Origin of the sequence: Synechococcus sp. PCC 6716, from assembly GCF_022570815.1 — a bacterium.
Taxonomy (GTDB): Bacteria; Cyanobacteriota; Cyanobacteriia; order Thermosynechococcales; family Thermosynechococcaceae; genus Thermosynechococcus; species Thermosynechococcus lividus.
This window is the reverse complement of the sequence record NZ_JAKLTU010000038.1, coordinates 14,502-31,191: the sequence shown is the minus strand read 5'-3', so window position 1 is coordinate 31,191 and position 16,690 is coordinate 14,502. Positions and strand designations below refer to the sequence as shown.

Here is a 16,690-nt window from a genome sequence, read left to right as displayed (position 1 = left end):
CCATTGTTCTTGATCCTGCATATCACTTTTGCGCTTGTCTGGGGGTAAATCAGGTGTTTACTCAGCCTTGCGTCATGCGGGTTCTACTGTCCCAACCGATGATTCGAGTTTGACCTGTTGCATCAGAGAGATGACCCTAGCTTCTCCACGATGTCTCGCATCTAAGGGGTGACGGTCTGTCTCTCTAGTTTTAAGATACAAGGGAGCTAAGAGTCTTGTTCCCTCTCCTTTGGGAAAGGGCTAGGGTGAAGGCGACAAAAGAGTCAAACCCGAAAGTCATACTTCTATTCAGCAACGCCCTAGTGTTCTCCATGCATTCCCTGTTTTGGGTAAGATAGATTTGGCGTGCTGCCCTAGGGCATCGCGCTACCGCTGTTTGTTGTCTGCAGCGCAAATGGGCAAACAAATCAATGCATCATTAGGGTAAACGAACTGTGGCCGAACCCCATCATCAACGTAAAAAGACTACTGGGATGACCTACAGTTGGCCGCTGGCAGGAACCTATCAAGCCCTGAGTTCAGCGTCGGTCGATTTAATTTGGCGCAAAATCGTCAATTTAGCTGATGTCTCATGGCACCCGCTGATTTTACGTACCAATGTGCCCTACGGGTTCGTGCCTAAACCCGGCTTTATCTTTCAGGCGGTGACGCGCTGGATTCCATGGCCAATTCAGATTTTTGTGGAGCGGGTGTCGCCGGGGAAGCTTTTGAGTATTCGCATTTTAGTGCTGCCGGGGGTGGAAGAGCGGGTGACCTATCGCATTGAGTCAACCCTCTGTGGGAGTCATATTTCATGCTCGGTGATGTTGCGGGGGTGGCTAGCGCCGCTCCTGTGGTCTCTTATTCGTGACTATGCGGCCGGCGTGGCGGCGCAGTTGGCGATCGCCGCTGAAAAAGATCCGCCAAAGGCATCGCCGCCGCCCATTGATCCGTGTCTAGGGTTCTAGGACTCACAAGCGATGCTGACGGATAACGATCGCGTACAGGTTTTAAGCGAAGCCCTACCCTACCTACAGTCTTTTGCGGGGCGCACCTTCGTGGTGAAGTATGGCGGAGCGGCGATGAAAGAGGGACACCTCAAGGATTCGGTGATTCGCGATATTGTCTTTTTGTCCTATGTGGGCATTCGTCCTGTGGTGGTGCATGGGGGTGGGCCTGAAATCAATACTTGGTTAGCAAAGCTAAATATTGAACCGCAATTCAAAAATGGTTTGCGGGTCACCGATGCGGCCACGATGGATGTGGTAGAAATGGTATTGGTGGGGCGAGTCAATAAAGAAATTGTAACGTTGATTAACACAGCGGGTGGTCAAGCCGTGGGATTGTGCGGCAAAGATGGTAACTTGATCCGTGCCCGCGCCCAAGGGGAGGACAGTATTGGCTTTGTGGGTGAAGTGCAGGGGGTGGATATCCGTGTTGTCTCCACTCTCGTGGAAAAGGGCTATATTCCCGTCATTTCCAGTGTGGCGGCGGACGAAACAGGGCAGGCCTACAATATTAATGCCGACACGGTAGCCGGCGAAATTGCGGCTGCTTTAGGGGCTGAAAAGTTAATTTTGCTGACGGACACCGCTGGAATCTTACGCGATTACCATGACCCCAGTACCCTGATTTATCGGATGGATATTGCTGAGGCGCGGCAACTCATCAAAGAGGGAGTTGTGTCTGGTGGGATGATTCCCAAGGTGACCTGTTGTGTGCGATCGCTAGCGCAGGGGGTAAAAGCAGCCCATATCATTGATGGCCGCGTTCCCCACGCCCTACTGCTGGAAATTTTTACGGACTCGGGAATTGGCTCGATGCTGGTTGGCTCCAGTTCCGCCTATGATCGCGCCTTTGGCGGCTAAGGTGGCGCTGTAGGATGGGCGGCCACACGAGCGTTTTGAGCAACAGCCCCAAGGTCTTCAATTCAGAGGGAGCCTGTGGCCACTGCCAGCGATTGGGCTCACAGAACAAGAACCGGATTAACTGCCGGTAGGTGTCGAGGCTGAGGGGGGCAAACTGGATCGTGATCAGCGTCGTTGGGGGTGTGCTGGCGCTAGGTTGCGGGGTAATGTCAACAATCGTGCCCGCAAGATTGATACCCACTTCGAGGAGGCGAAGGGTGACCTCAACGTTCACTGCCGAACTGGGGAGAGCTTGATGGAGCTGAACAACCGCCCCCCCTTCCGAGAGGTGGGTGGTGGTACCCCAGACTGCTGCCGACTGATCCCAAGCTAGGTGCAATTCAACGGTTTGCTGCACCCTTAGCCAGTCGTACGGATCGGGACGGGGGCGCTCAATCAGGCTGTAAATGGCCAGAGCCAAGATAACTAAATTGTAAAGATTCCAGACCCATGCCAAGATCAGCCCCCGCGCTTGCAGATGGTGCCAGTTGAGCACAGCCGCCACCAGTGATGCGCCAAATAAGACCAGTAATGGCCACCCCAAGCTCCACTGAAAACGGTAGCGATCGCCACGGGTTCCCTTGGGGGTGACCCAAAATCCACGTCCAAAGGGGCGAATTAACGTTTGAACCACCGTGAGGGTGAGGGGAATACACTGCACGACCGCATATACATCTGAGATCAGCGCAGAACGACTCCGGCCATTGAGCCAGGCAAAGGTACTTAGAAGTAGCCAGTAGTAGGGCAAGAAATAGTACACCCACTCCCGCAGGGTGGTTTCCAAGGGCACAATGCCTAAAAACGCCGAGGCAAGGGGTAACACTAGTAGCAACAGTCGTAGCGGACTGTGGAACCACTGGCTCATTCCCTCAAGGTGAGCCAAGCGCTGTAAAAGGGTGAGATTTTTGGCACGAAGAGGGCCTGCGGCTATAAAAAATCCTTGTAGAGTACCCCGCGCCCAACGCAACCGCTGCCCAATGTGGCCGCCCATGTCGTCAGCACACAGACCGGCACTGAGGCTCTCGTTGAGATACACCACCCGATAGTGGGCTGCCGCCAGTTGAATGCCAGTGTAGTAATCTTCACTGAGGGAGTCGGTGACAAAGCCCCCCACCGCCTCAAGGGCAGAGCGCCGTACCACAAAGGAACTGCCGTAGCACAGGGCGGTTTCAATGCTATCGCGCAACACTTGGTAATGGCGGGAAAAGATTTCCACTTCTTGGGGCAGTTGGGTTTCAAGCCCCAGATTACGGGCTACTGGATCGGGGTTGTAGAAGCTTTGGTAGGTCTGCACCAAGCCAATATCGGCGGTTTGAAATAGGCCAACGGTACGGGTGAGAAAATTGCGCGTTGGCACAAAATCGGCGTCAAACACAGCAATCAGCTCGCTGTGGGTGTGGCCAAGGGCATGGTTCAAATTGCCCGCCTTGGCATGGCGATTATCTGGGCGAGCAAGGTAGTGGCATCCCAGTTCCGCTGCCAGTTCCCGCAGTTCAGGGCGGCGGGTGTCATCCAAGACATAGATGCGCTTGTAGGGATAGTCCAGCGCCTGACACCCCACAATGGTGCGGCGCAGAATCGTGAGTGGCTCGTTATAGGTGGGGATGAGAATATCGACCCACGGTTGATAGCGCCCGGCTTTAACGGCCATCGCCGCTGCATCTGCCTGGGGCCGGCGATCGTTAACCTTCAGCAGCAGGTACAGTTGCAGGACGTAGCCACTCATGATGAAACCTTCAATCCCTAGTAGGAGAAGACTGACAGCTGCTTCTGTTGGGGTTCGTAAATTTAGGGTGACGAGCGATCGCCACAGCAGGTAACGCAGCATCAGCGCCAATAGACTAGACACAATAACCAGACGTCCCCATTGCTGGCGCACTGTACACCAGCGCAGTACAATCCCACTCAACCCCACCATTAGCACTAATGGCCAAAATAGCCATGGCTTCTCAAGATGCTCAATCCCTAACAAGGGAACAGTGCGCACCGTCAGTAAGCCATCACAGAGTGCCTTCAAGGCGCGATCGCCCCAAGCGCGGTGTTGCCAGAACAGATAAGCGAGTGCTGGCACAAGCAGAATCAGCCCTAAGATGCGGGGAACCCGTCGCAGTTGCGTGGCAGACCACTGTGTCAAGGCTGTCAGCATGGGGAGGTATCCTAACGTCTTGCTAGGCGTGCGCCAAATGTAAAAAAATGTAAACTCAAGGATTTGACGCGCAATGGTTGCCGCTGGTTCCCTAGCAGATCTGCTAGGGAAAAATAATCCTCGTAAGAGCCATCCTGTGGCTGCAAGAATATGCCACGATCAAAGGTAAGTGCTATTTCTTGAGTGCCCAGAGCCTATGACGACGTCCAGCGGTGATACTGAACCGGCTGCCCTTTCAACTCTAACAGTCGATCGCCCCCCATTCATCTTTCACAATCAATTTCAAGGGTGGATGGAGGTTTACGCACCCGTACAGCAGTATGAGCAGTATCTCAATAACCATCAGGAATGGTTTTACCGCTGCGCTCAACCTATGCAGGCGACCCCCGTTGGCCAGCATGGTTATATTCTTACCATTGGGCGTTATGGCTCCCATGGTTACGAAGTAGAGCCGAAAATTGGCTTGCATCTGCTCCCCCAAGATCAGGGTGTATATCGGATTGAAACGATTCCAGTGCCCGATCAGCCCTTTTTGAACTACAACGTGAATTTTGCAGCGGCGATGGATCTGGTACCGCTCAAAGCTCAGCCAGAAACCGATCCTGAGCTGCTTGATCGCAATATTTATGACTACACGCGGGTGAATTGGCAGCTTGACCTGCGGGTGGAAATGTATTTTCCGAGGTTTATCTATCGCTTGCCCCATGGCCTAGTTCAGGGGACAGGAAATCGTGTTCTTGCCCAAATTGTGCGCCAAGTCTCCTACCGCCTGACGGCTAAAGTGCAAGATGACTTTCACGCCACCATTGGCTTAGAGTTGGGAAAACGCTGGCGACGACAACGCTTTCATACCGAGCGGGTTAGAACCCTATCCCCAGTTGTTGGCACTCATGGCGAATCTGATGCACCTGCGTCGTGAGTTCGCTGGGGGTTAGCCCTTGGCTTAGTTGACTGCCCATACCAATGGCGATCGCCCCTGCCCTCAGGAGGGGGATCACCTCTGACCAAGGAATGCCCCCACAGGGAATTAGGGGAATGTCTGGAAATGGCTGCCGCAGCATCCGCACATAGCCTGCTCCCCCCAAGGCCATCACCGGAAACACCTTCACCGCATCTGCCCCTGCTTGCCATGCCTGCACAATTTCTGTCGGCGTTAGGGCACCCAAAATCAGCGGGACGTGAGCGGCTTGGGCGTGGGGAATGAAATCAACAGCGGTGTGGGGGCTAACCAAGAACTGTGCGCCAGCAACAAGGGCAGCGTCTAGCATCGCTGTGGTGCGTAACGTCGCAGCACCGATTGTGCAGTGGGGGTACTGCTGCTGCAGATGGCGAATAATTGCCGCCGCGTCAGGAGTGGTCCAGGTCACCTCTAAACAGGTGAGGCCAGCACTGACATAACGATCCGCTTGGGCGATCGCCACCATGGGGTCTGCTGATCGAACCACAGCAATCAGAGGTAAAGGCCGCAGAAACCGCAGCCGTTGTTGCCACCCCTCCTTCACGTAGGTGCCCTAGGTAGTCATGCGGTGACTGCGTTTGCGCAGATAGCTAGCCTGCTGCCGCAGTTGTTGAAAATATTCTGTCTCAGTAATTTCTGCTACCTGTTGCCGCCGTTTTTCGTGGTCAATTTCAACCTTTAACTCTTCAATCTGTTGTTGCATCGCCTGTTCGCGATACTTACGCTCGGTGATGTCCTGCACTAAGCCCTCATAATAAGCAATGCTCCCGTCAGCATTGAGGACAGCTCGCATATCCACCTCTACCCAAATGATCTGGCGATCGCGCCGATAGGCTTTGAACTCAAAATGCCCCGTGGTATTACCGCTGTCAAAGTGGTTCGTAATTTCATCCCGGGTGGACTCCTCCACATACACTTGATCGCGAATACTGCTGATTGATGCCACCATCTGCTCAGGGGAGTCAAAGCCAAAAACACTGGCCATCGCTGCATTCACACGGATAAAGCGACTGTCAGCACTCGCCTGAAAGATGCCTTCAAGGGCATTTTCAAAAATACTGCGATAATTTTCCTCCGCAATCCGCAGCGCCTCCTCCGCCCGGATGCGATCGGTAATATCAATCCCCACAGAAACGGTGTGGGTACCCTTCATATATTTTTGTAAGGCCACTAGGTAGAAAATGATCTTGCCATTTCGCTTAACCGAAATGACCCGCGAAGCAAAGAGGTCAGGAGAGTTGACAAATTCATGCATAAACTCTGCCAGTTCACCATCTTCGTGCAAAAAGCCAAGGGGGCGGCCAATAAATGCTTCTGGTGGTAAATTTAGGGTTTCAGCTAACTTGCGATTGACCCCTTTATAAATCCCTTCAGCATTAATCCAAGAAATCGTCCCCGGAACAGCATTTAAGACCGCCTCAAACTGTTCATTGGCCTCAATGAGTTCATCGCGAATTTGCTCAAGAGAACGATTTTTCTGCTCTAGCTCCTGAAACGACCGCCGCAGTTGCACAAGCATCGCATTAAAGGATTCCGCCAGATCGCCAACCTCGTCAAAGGATTCCACGCGTACCTGTGCATCCAAGTTACCTTCTCGGACACGCCGGGTTGAATTGGCCAGAGCTTGGATGGGTTTCACAATCGCATTTGCACTCACGTATGCCCAGCCCGTTGCCGCCGCAAGGGTAATCAGGGTAATTACAAAGGCTGCTAGTCGCTTTTGGGTAATCATGGCGGAAATCCACGCTTGGGACTTACCCACAAAGGCCATCCCAATGGGGGGAGGATGGGGCAGCCCAAGGGTTTTGCGAAAGTCGTACAGCGGCTGGTACAGAGTCGCGTAGGGGGAGCCAATGATATTCGTTTTGCCTTGAAATATACGATCTTGATCCAGCACAGTGCTCGCAACTTGCCGCGAGACTCGAGTGCCAATGGCACGGGTTTGACCGTCAAGATACGGGACATTAGTTGCAATTCGTAAATCTTGGGCGAAGATGGTTGCTACCGTCTCAACCGTAGACCACTGTTGGGTGCGATCCACTAAATCCGGCATCTTGTTCAGTAGCACACCGGTCAAAATCATCCCTTGAAATTGATTACCCTCATAGAGGGGTTTGGCGGCAAAGGCAAAAAGCCCAATATTGCCATCTTCAATGGGGTAAGTACCCGCTGGGGCAGGTTGCTCCTGTACCGGTAGGTTAGTGATGGGCTGGGGACGCAGGGTTATTTTCCCTTGGCGCTCTAACCCCAGTAACTTCAATTCAGCGCCATTGAGCAGCACTAAACCACTGATCATCTCTTGGCGATCGCGCCCCACCCGGAAGGGAGCCAAGGCTGCAATACTCGTTGTTTGGCTGGGTGCCAACCGGTATGGGGAGGTAATTTGTTCCTGCAAGTTTAGGAGTTGAGCCTTACTGGCCGCTAGCAGCATGGTACGTTGCGCAAGAACAGTCCCTGTTGCATCCACGATCATCATAATGTTCATGGGTTGCTCAGAGACATCCACCCGTTCCAGCACTAGAGCCAGTCGCTCAGGCTGCATCATTTCTCGTACCCTGAGATTGCCGTTCTCAGCGCGCAGAGCGTTAGCAATCAGGAGGGCTTGAATGCGGGCTTCGTAGCTGAGGTTATTAATCTCCCAGTCCAAATCATCAAGGCTAGAACGCAACTGCTCTTGGAGCTGCCGCTCAAAGTTGAAGGTGCTCAACTGAATTAAAGACTCGGTGACGATCGCCGCCGGAAAAATAGCAGCAGCGGCCAAGGCAACCGTTAGCTTCCAGCGTAGGCCAAGGCGTTGCCACGAAACCGAGAGTTGAGAGAAAAAGGGTGACGAAAATTGTTTCATTGTAGAGATCATTGTAGAGACGCGCCCATTGCAGCAAGCAGTAACAATGGCAGGCGATCAGTCAAAAGAACCGGGAGTTTCCGTTTGCAGTGTCTAACCTGTTGCCATCATACACTTGGAAGTTGGACAAAACCGCCGCGCATCATAGCACCATCACTCAACGGTCGTGGCTGATGCCCTCGAGAGGGTCAGCCAAGGTTATGGCGGTGTAGTTGACAGGACTGCGTTGAGTAAACACAATTCACAAATACGGTGCGGGGTGTCCCGCCGATTTAGCTAATTATCGGCGCTGAAGGCTGCGTCCACCCGTAGCTCATCTAAGTTCCACAGGGCACCGCCAAGTGCCGTTGGGTTTGCACCAATGACGTGGTTGCGAAAGGCGGTGAGCGACAGTGGGTTAATCAGGTAAATAAAGGGCAGGTATTCCTGGGCGAGTCGCTGGGCTTCGGCATAGATTGGCTTGCGCCGCTCTTCGTCCAGTTCCTGTGCCCCTTGGATATAAAGATCACTAATACGCTGCTCCCAATCAGCAATGACTCGGCCAGTCAACGGTGGCTGGTTGGGGCTGGGTTGTTGGTTAAAACTATGCAAGAGGCCGTCCACTCGCCAAATATTAGCACTGCCATTTGGCTCACTGCCACCACCGGTAAATCCCAAGAGATGGCACTCCCACTCAAGGGAATTGGAGAGGCGATCCACGAGGGTGCCAAAGGCTAGAAATTGCAAGTCCACCTGCATGCCAATGGCTCCTAAGTCCTGCTGAATTTGGGTAGCAAGGGCTTCGCGGATTTTATTGCCAGCGTTGGTGATCAGTGAAAAGCGGACACGGTTCCCCTTGGCATCAAAGAGTTGGCCTTGGGCGTTGTAACGAAAGCCTGCGGCCTGGAGCAGTTCCTTGGCTTTTTCTGGTTGATAGGTATAGGTGGGTAACCCCGCCTCTGGCGAAAAGTAAAAGGGGCTTTGGGGGGCAATGGTGGAGTGCTGCGGTTCCCCTAACCCCTGATAGATGGTGTTGATCATGCGCTGGCGATCCAGGGCGTAGGCCACTGCTTGGCGAAAGCGTACCTCGTTAAACCAGTCGGACTTCACTGGATCCACAAGGGGTTTGCCATTGCGTTTCCCTCGGTTCAGGTTAAAGGCGATATATACAGTGCCTGTGCTAGGCCCACTGTTATAGATGCGGAATTGTCCGGGTGTTTCCTCGCGCTTCAGCAGCGAAAACATATCGGCAGTAACAGCAAATACATCTAACCCACCAGAGCGAAATTGCAGCATGGCGGTGTCGGTGGATTCAACAATCTGCCAGATGTACCGTTCAATGCGGGGCAACGGCGATCGCCAGTAGTAGGGGTTGCGGCGAAAGATCAGCCGTTGATTGTTAATGTAGCGATCCATAACAAACGGGCCGTTACCCACAATCTCGCGAGGATCGGTGTCGGTGCCCCAAAGGGAGAGAAATTTGAGGCGACCATTGCGATCGCGCTCCTGCACTGCTGATCGCAATTTGTGCGCCGGTAAAATTGGTAAGCCCGTATTGCGCAAGAGGGGGGCAAAGGGTTCGGGCAGCTTGAACGTGACTTGGCGATCGCCTTGGGCAGTTACCGTGGGCAGCAACCCCTGTGGGCCGATGCGGAGAATATCACGGCTACTAGTGGGAATCTCAGGATTAAAGTACACCTCGTTGTAGGTGAAGACCACATCCTCACTGGTCAGGGGTTCCCCGTCAGACCATTTCAGGTTAGGGCGCAGTTGAAAGACAATTTCAAGGGTTTCTGACTTGACCTGCCAAGATTCTGCCAAGGCTGGCTCTAGTTCCCCCGTGAGGCCATTTTCTTGCACTAGACCGCTGTAGAGGTACCCAAATACGTTAGGGGACTCTTGGCTGAGGGCGTAGTTAAAGGTTTTGGGGTCGGCAGTAACAGCACTCACCAGTTGATTGGCGCGAGGGGCAACAGAGACACGACAACTGCCCACAATAAGGGTGCAACACCACACTAGCAGCACAAGCAGCCACCAGGGCCGTCGCCCCATTAACCGCCCCCCACAATGGTGACAATCTCGAGGCGATCGCCGCTATTGACCTGAGTTGCCTGCCAAAACTGGCGATGCAAAATCTCGCCATTATATTCAATAGCCACCAAGCGAGGATGAATCCCTAAAACCTGACAAAGCTCCAGAATCGAGAGCGATCGCTCAAGGCTGTGAGGGTTTCCATTCACATAAATCACAATCGGTTGCTGTATCGTCACCATCGGGTTAAGGTGCGTCACGCAATTGATTGAAGCAAAAAATTCTAAAGGAATTGCTCAAGAGTCGCTTCAATTTTTGTTTTGGGAACTGCGCCAACTAAAATATCAACTTTTTGGCCACCTTTAAAAATCATAAGGGTAGGGATGCTACGAATACCGTAGTCAGTGGCTACCTTGGAGTTTTCATCGGTATTGACCTTAACCACCTTGACCTTGCCCGCATACTGGTTGGCGATTTCATCAACCACAGGGGCAACCATCCGGCACGGCCCACACCACGGCGCCCAAAAGTCAACAAGGACAGGAAGTTCACTGTCTAAAACTTCTTCTTTGAAGGTGGCATCAGTGACGGACAATGCACTGGACATAGGTCAAACCCTTATAACGAATCAGCGGCTATAAATTATACAGTAGCCTTTTGTAGGCACGTTAGATCGAGCAGAGTACTAGACTTCGGCGTTTAAGTCATCATCATCATCCTCAGAGCTATTGACCACCCGCCTGAAGCTGGTGAATAACTAAGGTGATCACGACTTTATTAGGCAATTTTAGCATATAACTGCAAGAATCCTCCGCTTCAAATCGTTGATTGAGGCGTGAGATGAATTGCGGTAATAAACAGTGCTATACAAGATGATCCCTGTTAAGAGGGTTAAGAAGCGCTCCTGTTGGTCACGAAAAATTTTGGGGATGTCAGCCAGAATAGCTGACTATTTGCTACAGGATCTGTCTGCGGTACCTTGAGGCCAATAATGCCCGCCTTTTTGAGTTGCAAATGTCCCAAGGCTTTCCCCCACAGAAGAAACTCAGCCCAGTGGCTGAGATTCGGTTCATGACCGACGAGGATTAATGTTCCATCGTGATCGTGTCGCCAATGCGCTAACCAAGTTAGCCACGTATTAAAACTACCGACAGGGGTCAACAGATCTGAGATCATCAGCTCAGTGGCCACCCCCGCCTCAAGTAAAATTTCAGCGGTTTGGCGTGCTCGCAGCAGGGGTGAACTGAGGATGAGTTCTCCTTCTACGCCAACTTCGAGTAAGCGTTGAGCCACGTGGAGCGTTTTCCGTTCCCCTTTAGCAGTGAGGGGGCGATCGCCATCGGCGCCTGTAAAAACATCACGCTCTACCGCAATGCCGTGGCGAACCAGCAAAAGAGTTAGCTCTGACATATAGCCTATTGATAGTATTGTTGGGGGTCTCCTAGCACAAAGTTACTCTGTACCATGGAGAACGTTATTTTTGGGATTCACTAAGTGGAGCAGTTTCTGCTTGATTTGGGTGTCATAAACATTCCACTTGAGCTTAGCGTATTCAGCATTCTCATTAAGACCCGATAAGAACCCTACCGGAATTTCAAACCCTCCCGCTTGGGAACGTCCCCCCCCAAAGAAACGCCCTTGGCGATCTTTACCAAAGGCTTCCTTGATAAACTCATCCGGATCAAGGGTAATTTTCGTGGTTCGCAAGGATCCAATAATCAGTTCAACCTCTTCATCTTCATCGTGAACGAGGCCATACACGACGGCAGTATGGACATTCTCTTCCGTAACGAGGAAATCTGCTGCTTGGGGAATCGCATCGCGGTCTTCGTAGCGAATATATCCCACCCCAGAAATAGAAAAGTTATTGTGAATGGAGCGATTTTTCAGAGAACGCTCAATCACGTCCATCACTTGCTTCGAGCGATGGGATTGCAGGATGGTATTGAGGAGCTGATAGTCGATGTAGCGGCTCAAAAAGGCCGCCGCTAGGAAATCTTCCTCTTTTGCTTGCTTCAGGCAGTCTGTATCGGATCGCAACCCATGCATCAGGGCAGTGGCGCACTTGACGTGAATAGGGTTACTGCTGTCTAGGGGGAGGAGTCCCGATTGGAGGTACTGGGTCAGAATTGTGGCGGTTGCACGGGTGGTGGGGCGAATATCGGTAAATTCGGCTTGAATCGTTTCTTGGAGGTTGTGGTGATCAATAATGGCGATCGCCGGTAGCCCGGCCTCTTGCACAATGGGTAATAACTGGCTGGTGGTTCCTTGGTTATCGACCAAAACGTAGCCCTGATAGCAGGAGCAGTCTCGCTGATCTTTATTTTTTGCCCCCTGAACATTCCAACGCACCAAGGGCATACCAGTCAGGCGCACAAGGGTAATATTTTCTTGGTGACTGAGGGCACCGGCGTAGGCAATGTCACACTGAATGTCAAATTTCTCGGCGATAAGCTTATAGGTCCAAGCGGAGGAGAGTGCATCTGGATCCGGAAAATCTTGCAAAATCACAAGCTGGCGGTTGCCACGATGACGCTCCAACATCTGTCTAAGCGCCTCAGCGCGAGGATCGCTTAAGCGAGGATCTGGCTTCACCAGTTCTGACGGAGCAGCCTCAGTTTTGACAAGTGCGTTACCATTCACTTCAGGGTGATGGCTGCCGGTCTCAACAGTGACGGGATCCGTCAGTTCAAGTGGATGGGGAGATTGCATAGTTGCTTCAGCGTTTTTTTGCAGGTGATAATCCAGAGAGGAACACGGAACGTAAAATGGCTGTCTTAGTGTCGGCAGCGATTCTACTTCGATCTTGGCAGATATTCTACCGTTTGACATCCCCCTTGAGACAGTCTATCCAAGCACAGTGCCACTTGCTCCGGTGGCGGCGCTTAATGGTACCCTTTGCTCTGACCTTATTCCTAGGAGTGCCAGCTTTGGCCACAGCCCAACAGGTCTGGCAGGGTGCTGCTGTTGTGCAACCAGAAGCAGCGTTGAGAGAGTGGCAGCACAGCCACATTCTCTACCTTGGCGAAACCCACGATAGCTCTGCGGATCATGATGCTCAGTTAGCGATCTTGCAAGCAGTACACCGCCGTGGCCGCCCGTTGGCGATCGCCCTTGAAATGATTCAGCGTCCCTATCAAGCAGCCCTAGATGCCTATATTGCTGGTGAAATAACCGAAATGGAATTGCTTGCTCAAACGGAGTACGCGCAGCGCTGGGGGTTTCCATGGTCACTGTACGCGCCTATGTTTCGCTTTGCTAAGGAGCACCGCATTCCCCTGATTGCCCTCAACACCCCTACGGAAATTACCCGCCAAGTGGCACGCTCAGGGTTGCAGAGTTTAGAGCATGGCAATTTGCACTATATTCCCCCCCTTGAAGAGATTGATCTAAGCAACACGCGCTACCGCGATCGCCTTGCCAAGATTTTTCGCACAGCCCACGAAGGTCGCAGCCACAGCGTGAATATAGAGTTTTTTTATCAAGCACAGGTGTTATGGGATGAAACCATGGCCGCCGCCATTGCCGACTATCATCAGCAGCGCCCTGAGCGCTTAATCGTTGTGCTGGCTGGACGGGGGCACCTCTACTACGGTGATGGCATTCCCCAGCGGGTGCAACGGCGGCTGTCGTCTCAACCCCTGCACCAAGCAATTATCCTATTGAACCCTACCACCGCCGAAACAGCAGACCCCACGATCGCCGATTGGTTTTGGCAGCACCCCCCTAGGGGCCAGCAAAAATAGCGTCTTCAACATCAGAGCGGGCAAGGGAGTACTTAAACGATCGCTGAATGGTCGTCCCTTCGAGGCGATCGTGGTACACCACTTGCAGTTCTTCAATATCCAAACAAATTTGTGCCGACCATTGCGGATAATCAATATCCCAGCAATGAATATCGGTGTCATTCTGCACACATCCCTTTTGCCGTAGCCACTCTTCAAGCTGAGGCAACGCATGATTGTATAAAGGCGTATTTGCAGTGGGAAGAGTCGTCATGTTACGCTGCTACGTTGTTAACAATCTGTAAAATCCACTCTTGCCCCTGCTGCGAGAACCCAACAATCACCGCAAGGAGCAAACAGCCAACAAACGTCACCCCCAAAATGAACAGGGCAAACAGCTCTCCGGCAGAGAGGGGACGATCGCCTTGGGAGCGCACCGCCCTATAGAACTGTGGACTCGGCTGACTGGGTGGGCTAGAAACACCACCGCTACGGCTAGACCGTAACTGTAATTGCAGGTCATACCACTGCCGCTGCTCAGCATTGGTGAGCACCGCATAGGCTTCATTCAAACGGTGGAATTCTTCCCGAGCGATCGCCGCCGGCAGCGTGGTGGTATCTGGGTGGTAGAGCTTGCTCTTTTCCCGATAGGCACGACGAATATCCGCCAGCGACGCACTTGGCGGCACATCCAACACCTCATAGTGAGATTGCCCAAGATGCCCCATGAGTCGCAGACTATTTGACCAAATCAAAGATTTTGAACATGGGTAGATACATCGCTACCAGAATTGACCCTACCATACCCCCTAACACTGCAATCATCAAGGGTTCCATCACACTAGTCAAGGATTTTACGGCCTGCTCGACCTCATCCTCGTAAAAGTCAGCCACCTTCATGAGCATCTTATCCAGTTCACCGGTTTCTTCGCCCACATTGATCATCTGGGTGGCTAACACCGGAAAGACCCGCTCCTGTTGCAGAGCAATACTCAGCATCCCCCCCGTTTGTACTTCCTTGGCTGCCCGATCAATCGCATTGGAAATCACTTGATTGCCGGCCGTGGCACTAACAATCTCAAGAGAGCGCAAAATGGGAACCCCCGACCGTGAGAGCGACCCAAACGTCCGACAAAACCGAGCCACTGCCGTTTTTTCCACCAATTCCCCAAACAGAGGCAGCTTCAGCAGCAAGGCATCTAGTGTCAAACGCCCATTAGGCGTTTTGTAATAAAACCGAATACCAAAGACAATCGCTACCACTGTCACAATTAAGAGCGCCATGTATTGGGGTGTGCGCAGAAATTCACTCAACGCCACCATGGCAGCCGTAAAAGGCGGCAGTTCCCCTCCCAACTGGGTGAAAATTCCCTGAAAGACTGGAATCAAAAAGATGACCATCCCCAAGAAAATGCCTATCGCTAGCACGCCCACCACCACTGGATAGGTCAAGGCAGACTTAATTTGGTTATTCAGCCGAGCTTGATCCTCAAGGAGCTTAGAGAGACGATTCAACACTTCGTCGAGCACCCCCCCTGTTTCCCCCGCTTGGATCATCGCCACAAACAAACTATCAAAGGCAGCGGGATGAGGTCGCATCGCATCCGCAAGGGTACTCCCCTGTTGAATATCGTTATTGACCGCCATCAAAATCTTCTTCATTTTCGGGTTGGTTGCCTGATCCGCCAGCACACCAATCCCCCGCACTAAGGCTACCCCTGCATTCACCAAAGCTGCAAACTGGCGGGCGAAAATAGCGCGGTCTTTCACCGTAATCTTAGACAGAAAGCTCAGGTCTAGATCGGACTTAAGGGAGAGTTTTTTGGCCTCCTTTACTTCGAGAACCTGAACCCCCTGTAGCTGCAAGGCCATGCGAGCTTCGCGCGGCGTTGTTGCTTCTTCCCGTACGGTTTTATATTTGCCTTGGGCATCCCGTACCCGAACTTCATAGGTTGCCATAACCCAGTTCCCTATTGACCCTACGTGTACTTACCAACTAACGAACAGCAGCAGCAGGAGTGCCAGTGCCAATGAGGCGTTGCAACTCATCCTGCCGTGACGACTTCGACATTGCCGCTTCATAACTAATGATCCCAGCACGGTAATAGTCGGCTAAGACCTTCTCTAGGGTTTGCATTCCTAGCTTACCCCCCGTTTGAATGGCGGAATAAATTTGTGAGGTTTTACCTTCACGAATAAGGTTAGAAATGGCTGGAGTGACCACCATGATCTCCTGCGCCATAATGCGGCCAAATTCACCGGGCTTGGGATTCTTTTTCGGCACCAAAGTCTGACTAAAGACCGCCACTAAGGAGTTCGAGAGCTGCACCCGAATTTGTTGCTGTTGCTCTGGTGGGAACACATCCACCATCCGGTCAACGGTTTGCGAGGCCGAACTGGTGTGCAAGGTACCAAAAACTAAGTGACCAGTTTCTGCGGCTGAAATGGCAAGCTGAATTGTTTCCAAGTCCCGCATCTCACCCACCAGAATAATATCGGGATCTTCCCGGAGAGCGGCCCGCAACGCATTGGAGAAGCTCTTGGTATCTTCGCCCACTTGACGCTGGTGGATCAGGCTCTTGATCGGCTCATAGACAAATTCAATGGGGTCTTCAATCGTGAGAATATGCTCAGCACGGGTTTTATTGATCAGGTCAATCATGGCCGCTAGGGTGGTGGTTTTCCCTGAGCCTGTGGGACCGGTCACCAAAATTAGCCCCCGGGGTCGCTCACTCATTTCGCGGACAATGTTGGGTAGGCCGAGCTGCTCAAAGGTAGGAATTTTAGAGCTCAGGGCGCGCAAGCAGGCGGCGTAGGTACCGCGATCTTTATAGACATTGACCCGGAAACGGGCTAAGCCGCGCACACCATAGGAGCAGTCCAACTCCCAGTTCTGTTCTAAGTTTTTGCGCTGGGTGTTATTCAGCATACTGAAGATCAGGCGTTGGCACTGCTCCGGTGTAAGGGGTTCATAGTCCGTGGGGGTTAACTTACCACTGATGCGAATGTAGGGGGGCAGCCCTGCCGAAATGTGCAAGTCTGAGCCACCATTAGCGACCACTTGCTCCATTAAGTCTTCAATCATTAAGTCCATAACATCATTCCTCGTTTAGGTCACTG

16 protein-coding genes are annotated in these 16,690 nt (G+C 52.4%); 4 read left to right on the top strand and 12 right to left on the bottom strand.

Features of this window, described 5'->3' with window-relative positions:
• Window positions 1-473: 473 nt before the first annotated feature.
• Both L5220_RS12765 and argB read left to right on the top strand, forming a co-directional pair.
• Entirely contained in the window at window positions 474-947 is a 474-nt protein-coding gene (locus tag L5220_RS12765; RefSeq protein ID WP_099798954.1) for a polyketide cyclase / dehydrase and lipid transport, read from the top strand.
• 12 nt (window positions 948-959) lie between these two features.
• Window positions 960-1,847, top strand: a complete 888-nt coding sequence (argB, locus tag L5220_RS12760; protein ID WP_099798955.1) for an acetylglutamate kinase — start codon at window positions 960-962, stop codon at window positions 1,845-1,847.
• On the opposite strand, the gene L5220_RS12755 is transcribed toward argB, so the two are convergent.
• Window positions 1,777-4,032, bottom strand: coding sequence for a glycosyltransferase (locus tag L5220_RS12755; RefSeq protein WP_499574003.1), 2,256 nt, complete (start codon window positions 4,030-4,032; stop codon window positions 1,777-1,779). The two genes, argB and L5220_RS12755, sit on opposite strands and share 71 nt — an antisense overlap.
• Window positions 4,033-4,228: 196 nt before the next feature.
• On the opposite strand from L5220_RS12755, the gene L5220_RS12750 reads away from it, so the two are divergent.
• Entirely contained in the window at window positions 4,229-4,951 is a 723-nt protein-coding gene (locus tag L5220_RS12750) for a DUF1997 domain-containing protein (protein ID WP_448515142.1), read from the top strand.
• Here L5220_RS12750 and L5220_RS12745 read toward each other — a convergent pair.
• The 7 genes from L5220_RS12745 to L5220_RS12715 form a co-directional block, all read right to left on the bottom strand.
• Window positions 4,893-5,534, bottom strand: coding sequence for a bifunctional 4-hydroxy-2-oxoglutarate aldolase/2-dehydro-3-deoxy-phosphogluconate aldolase (locus L5220_RS12745; RefSeq protein WP_499574002.1), 642 nt, complete (start codon window positions 5,532-5,534; stop codon window positions 4,893-4,895). The genes L5220_RS12750 and L5220_RS12745 overlap by 59 nt on opposite strands.
• Window positions 5,535-5,543: 9 nt before the next feature.
• Complete coding sequence (locus L5220_RS12740) at window positions 5,544-7,835, bottom strand: cache domain-containing protein (protein WP_499574000.1); 2,292 nt, start codon at window positions 7,833-7,835, stop codon at window positions 5,544-5,546.
• Between the two features lie 276 nt (window positions 7,836-8,111).
• Window positions 8,112-9,866, bottom strand: coding sequence for an ABC transporter substrate-binding protein (locus L5220_RS12735; RefSeq protein ID WP_499573999.1), 1,755 nt, complete (start codon window positions 9,864-9,866; stop codon window positions 8,112-8,114).
• Complete coding sequence (thiS, locus tag L5220_RS12730; RefSeq protein ID WP_099798958.1) at window positions 9,866-10,087, bottom strand: sulfur carrier protein ThiS; 222 nt, start codon at window positions 10,085-10,087, stop codon at window positions 9,866-9,868. Before thiS ends, L5220_RS12735 begins: the two co-directional genes overlap by 1 nt.
• 41 nt (window positions 10,088-10,128) lie before the next feature.
• Window positions 10,129-10,452, bottom strand: a complete 324-nt coding sequence (gene trxA, locus L5220_RS12725) for a thioredoxin (protein WP_099798959.1) — start codon at window positions 10,450-10,452, stop codon at window positions 10,129-10,131.
• 284 nt (window positions 10,453-10,736) lie between these two features.
• Window positions 10,737-11,255, bottom strand: a complete 519-nt coding sequence (sixA, locus tag L5220_RS12720; RefSeq protein ID WP_499573998.1) for a phosphohistidine phosphatase SixA — start codon at window positions 11,253-11,255, stop codon at window positions 10,737-10,739.
• Between the two features lie 42 nt (window positions 11,256-11,297).
• The gene (locus tag L5220_RS12715; protein ID WP_099798961.1) at window positions 11,298-12,557 is read right to left on the bottom strand and encodes a DHH family phosphoesterase; all 1,260 of its coding nucleotides are present in this window, start codon (window positions 12,555-12,557) and stop codon (window positions 11,298-11,300) included.
• 218 nt (window positions 12,558-12,775) lie between these two features.
• On the opposite strand from L5220_RS12715, the gene L5220_RS12710 reads away from it, so the two are divergent.
• Window positions 12,776-13,591: a ChaN family lipoprotein gene (locus L5220_RS12710; protein ID WP_499573996.1), complete on the top strand. Its 816-nt coding sequence runs from the start codon at window positions 12,776-12,778 to the stop codon at window positions 13,589-13,591.
• On the opposite strand, the gene L5220_RS12705 is transcribed toward L5220_RS12710, so the two are convergent.
• Genes L5220_RS12705 through L5220_RS12690 form a run of 4 tightly spaced genes read right to left on the bottom strand, consistent with a single transcriptional unit; the run spans window position 13,572 to window position 16,664 of the window.
• Complete coding sequence (locus L5220_RS12705; protein ID WP_448514827.1) at window positions 13,572-13,844, bottom strand: DUF3143 domain-containing protein; 273 nt, start codon at window positions 13,842-13,844, stop codon at window positions 13,572-13,574. The genes L5220_RS12710 and L5220_RS12705 overlap by 20 nt on opposite strands.
• A 1-nt stretch (window position 13,845) precedes the next feature.
• Complete coding sequence (locus L5220_RS12700; RefSeq protein WP_448514830.1) at window positions 13,846-14,298, bottom strand: J domain-containing protein; 453 nt, start codon at window positions 14,296-14,298, stop codon at window positions 13,846-13,848.
• 10 nt (window positions 14,299-14,308) lie between these two features.
• A complete protein-coding gene (locus L5220_RS12695; protein ID WP_448514826.1) occupies window positions 14,309-15,529 on the bottom strand; it encodes a type II secretion system F family protein in 1,221 nt (406 codons plus the stop codon).
• A 37-nt stretch (window positions 15,530-15,566) separates the two neighbouring features.
• The gene (locus L5220_RS12690) at window positions 15,567-16,664 is read right to left on the bottom strand and encodes a type IV pilus twitching motility protein PilT (RefSeq protein ID WP_099798965.1); all 1,098 of its coding nucleotides are present in this window, start codon (window positions 16,662-16,664) and stop codon (window positions 15,567-15,569) included.
• Window positions 16,665-16,690 lie beyond the last annotated feature (26 nt).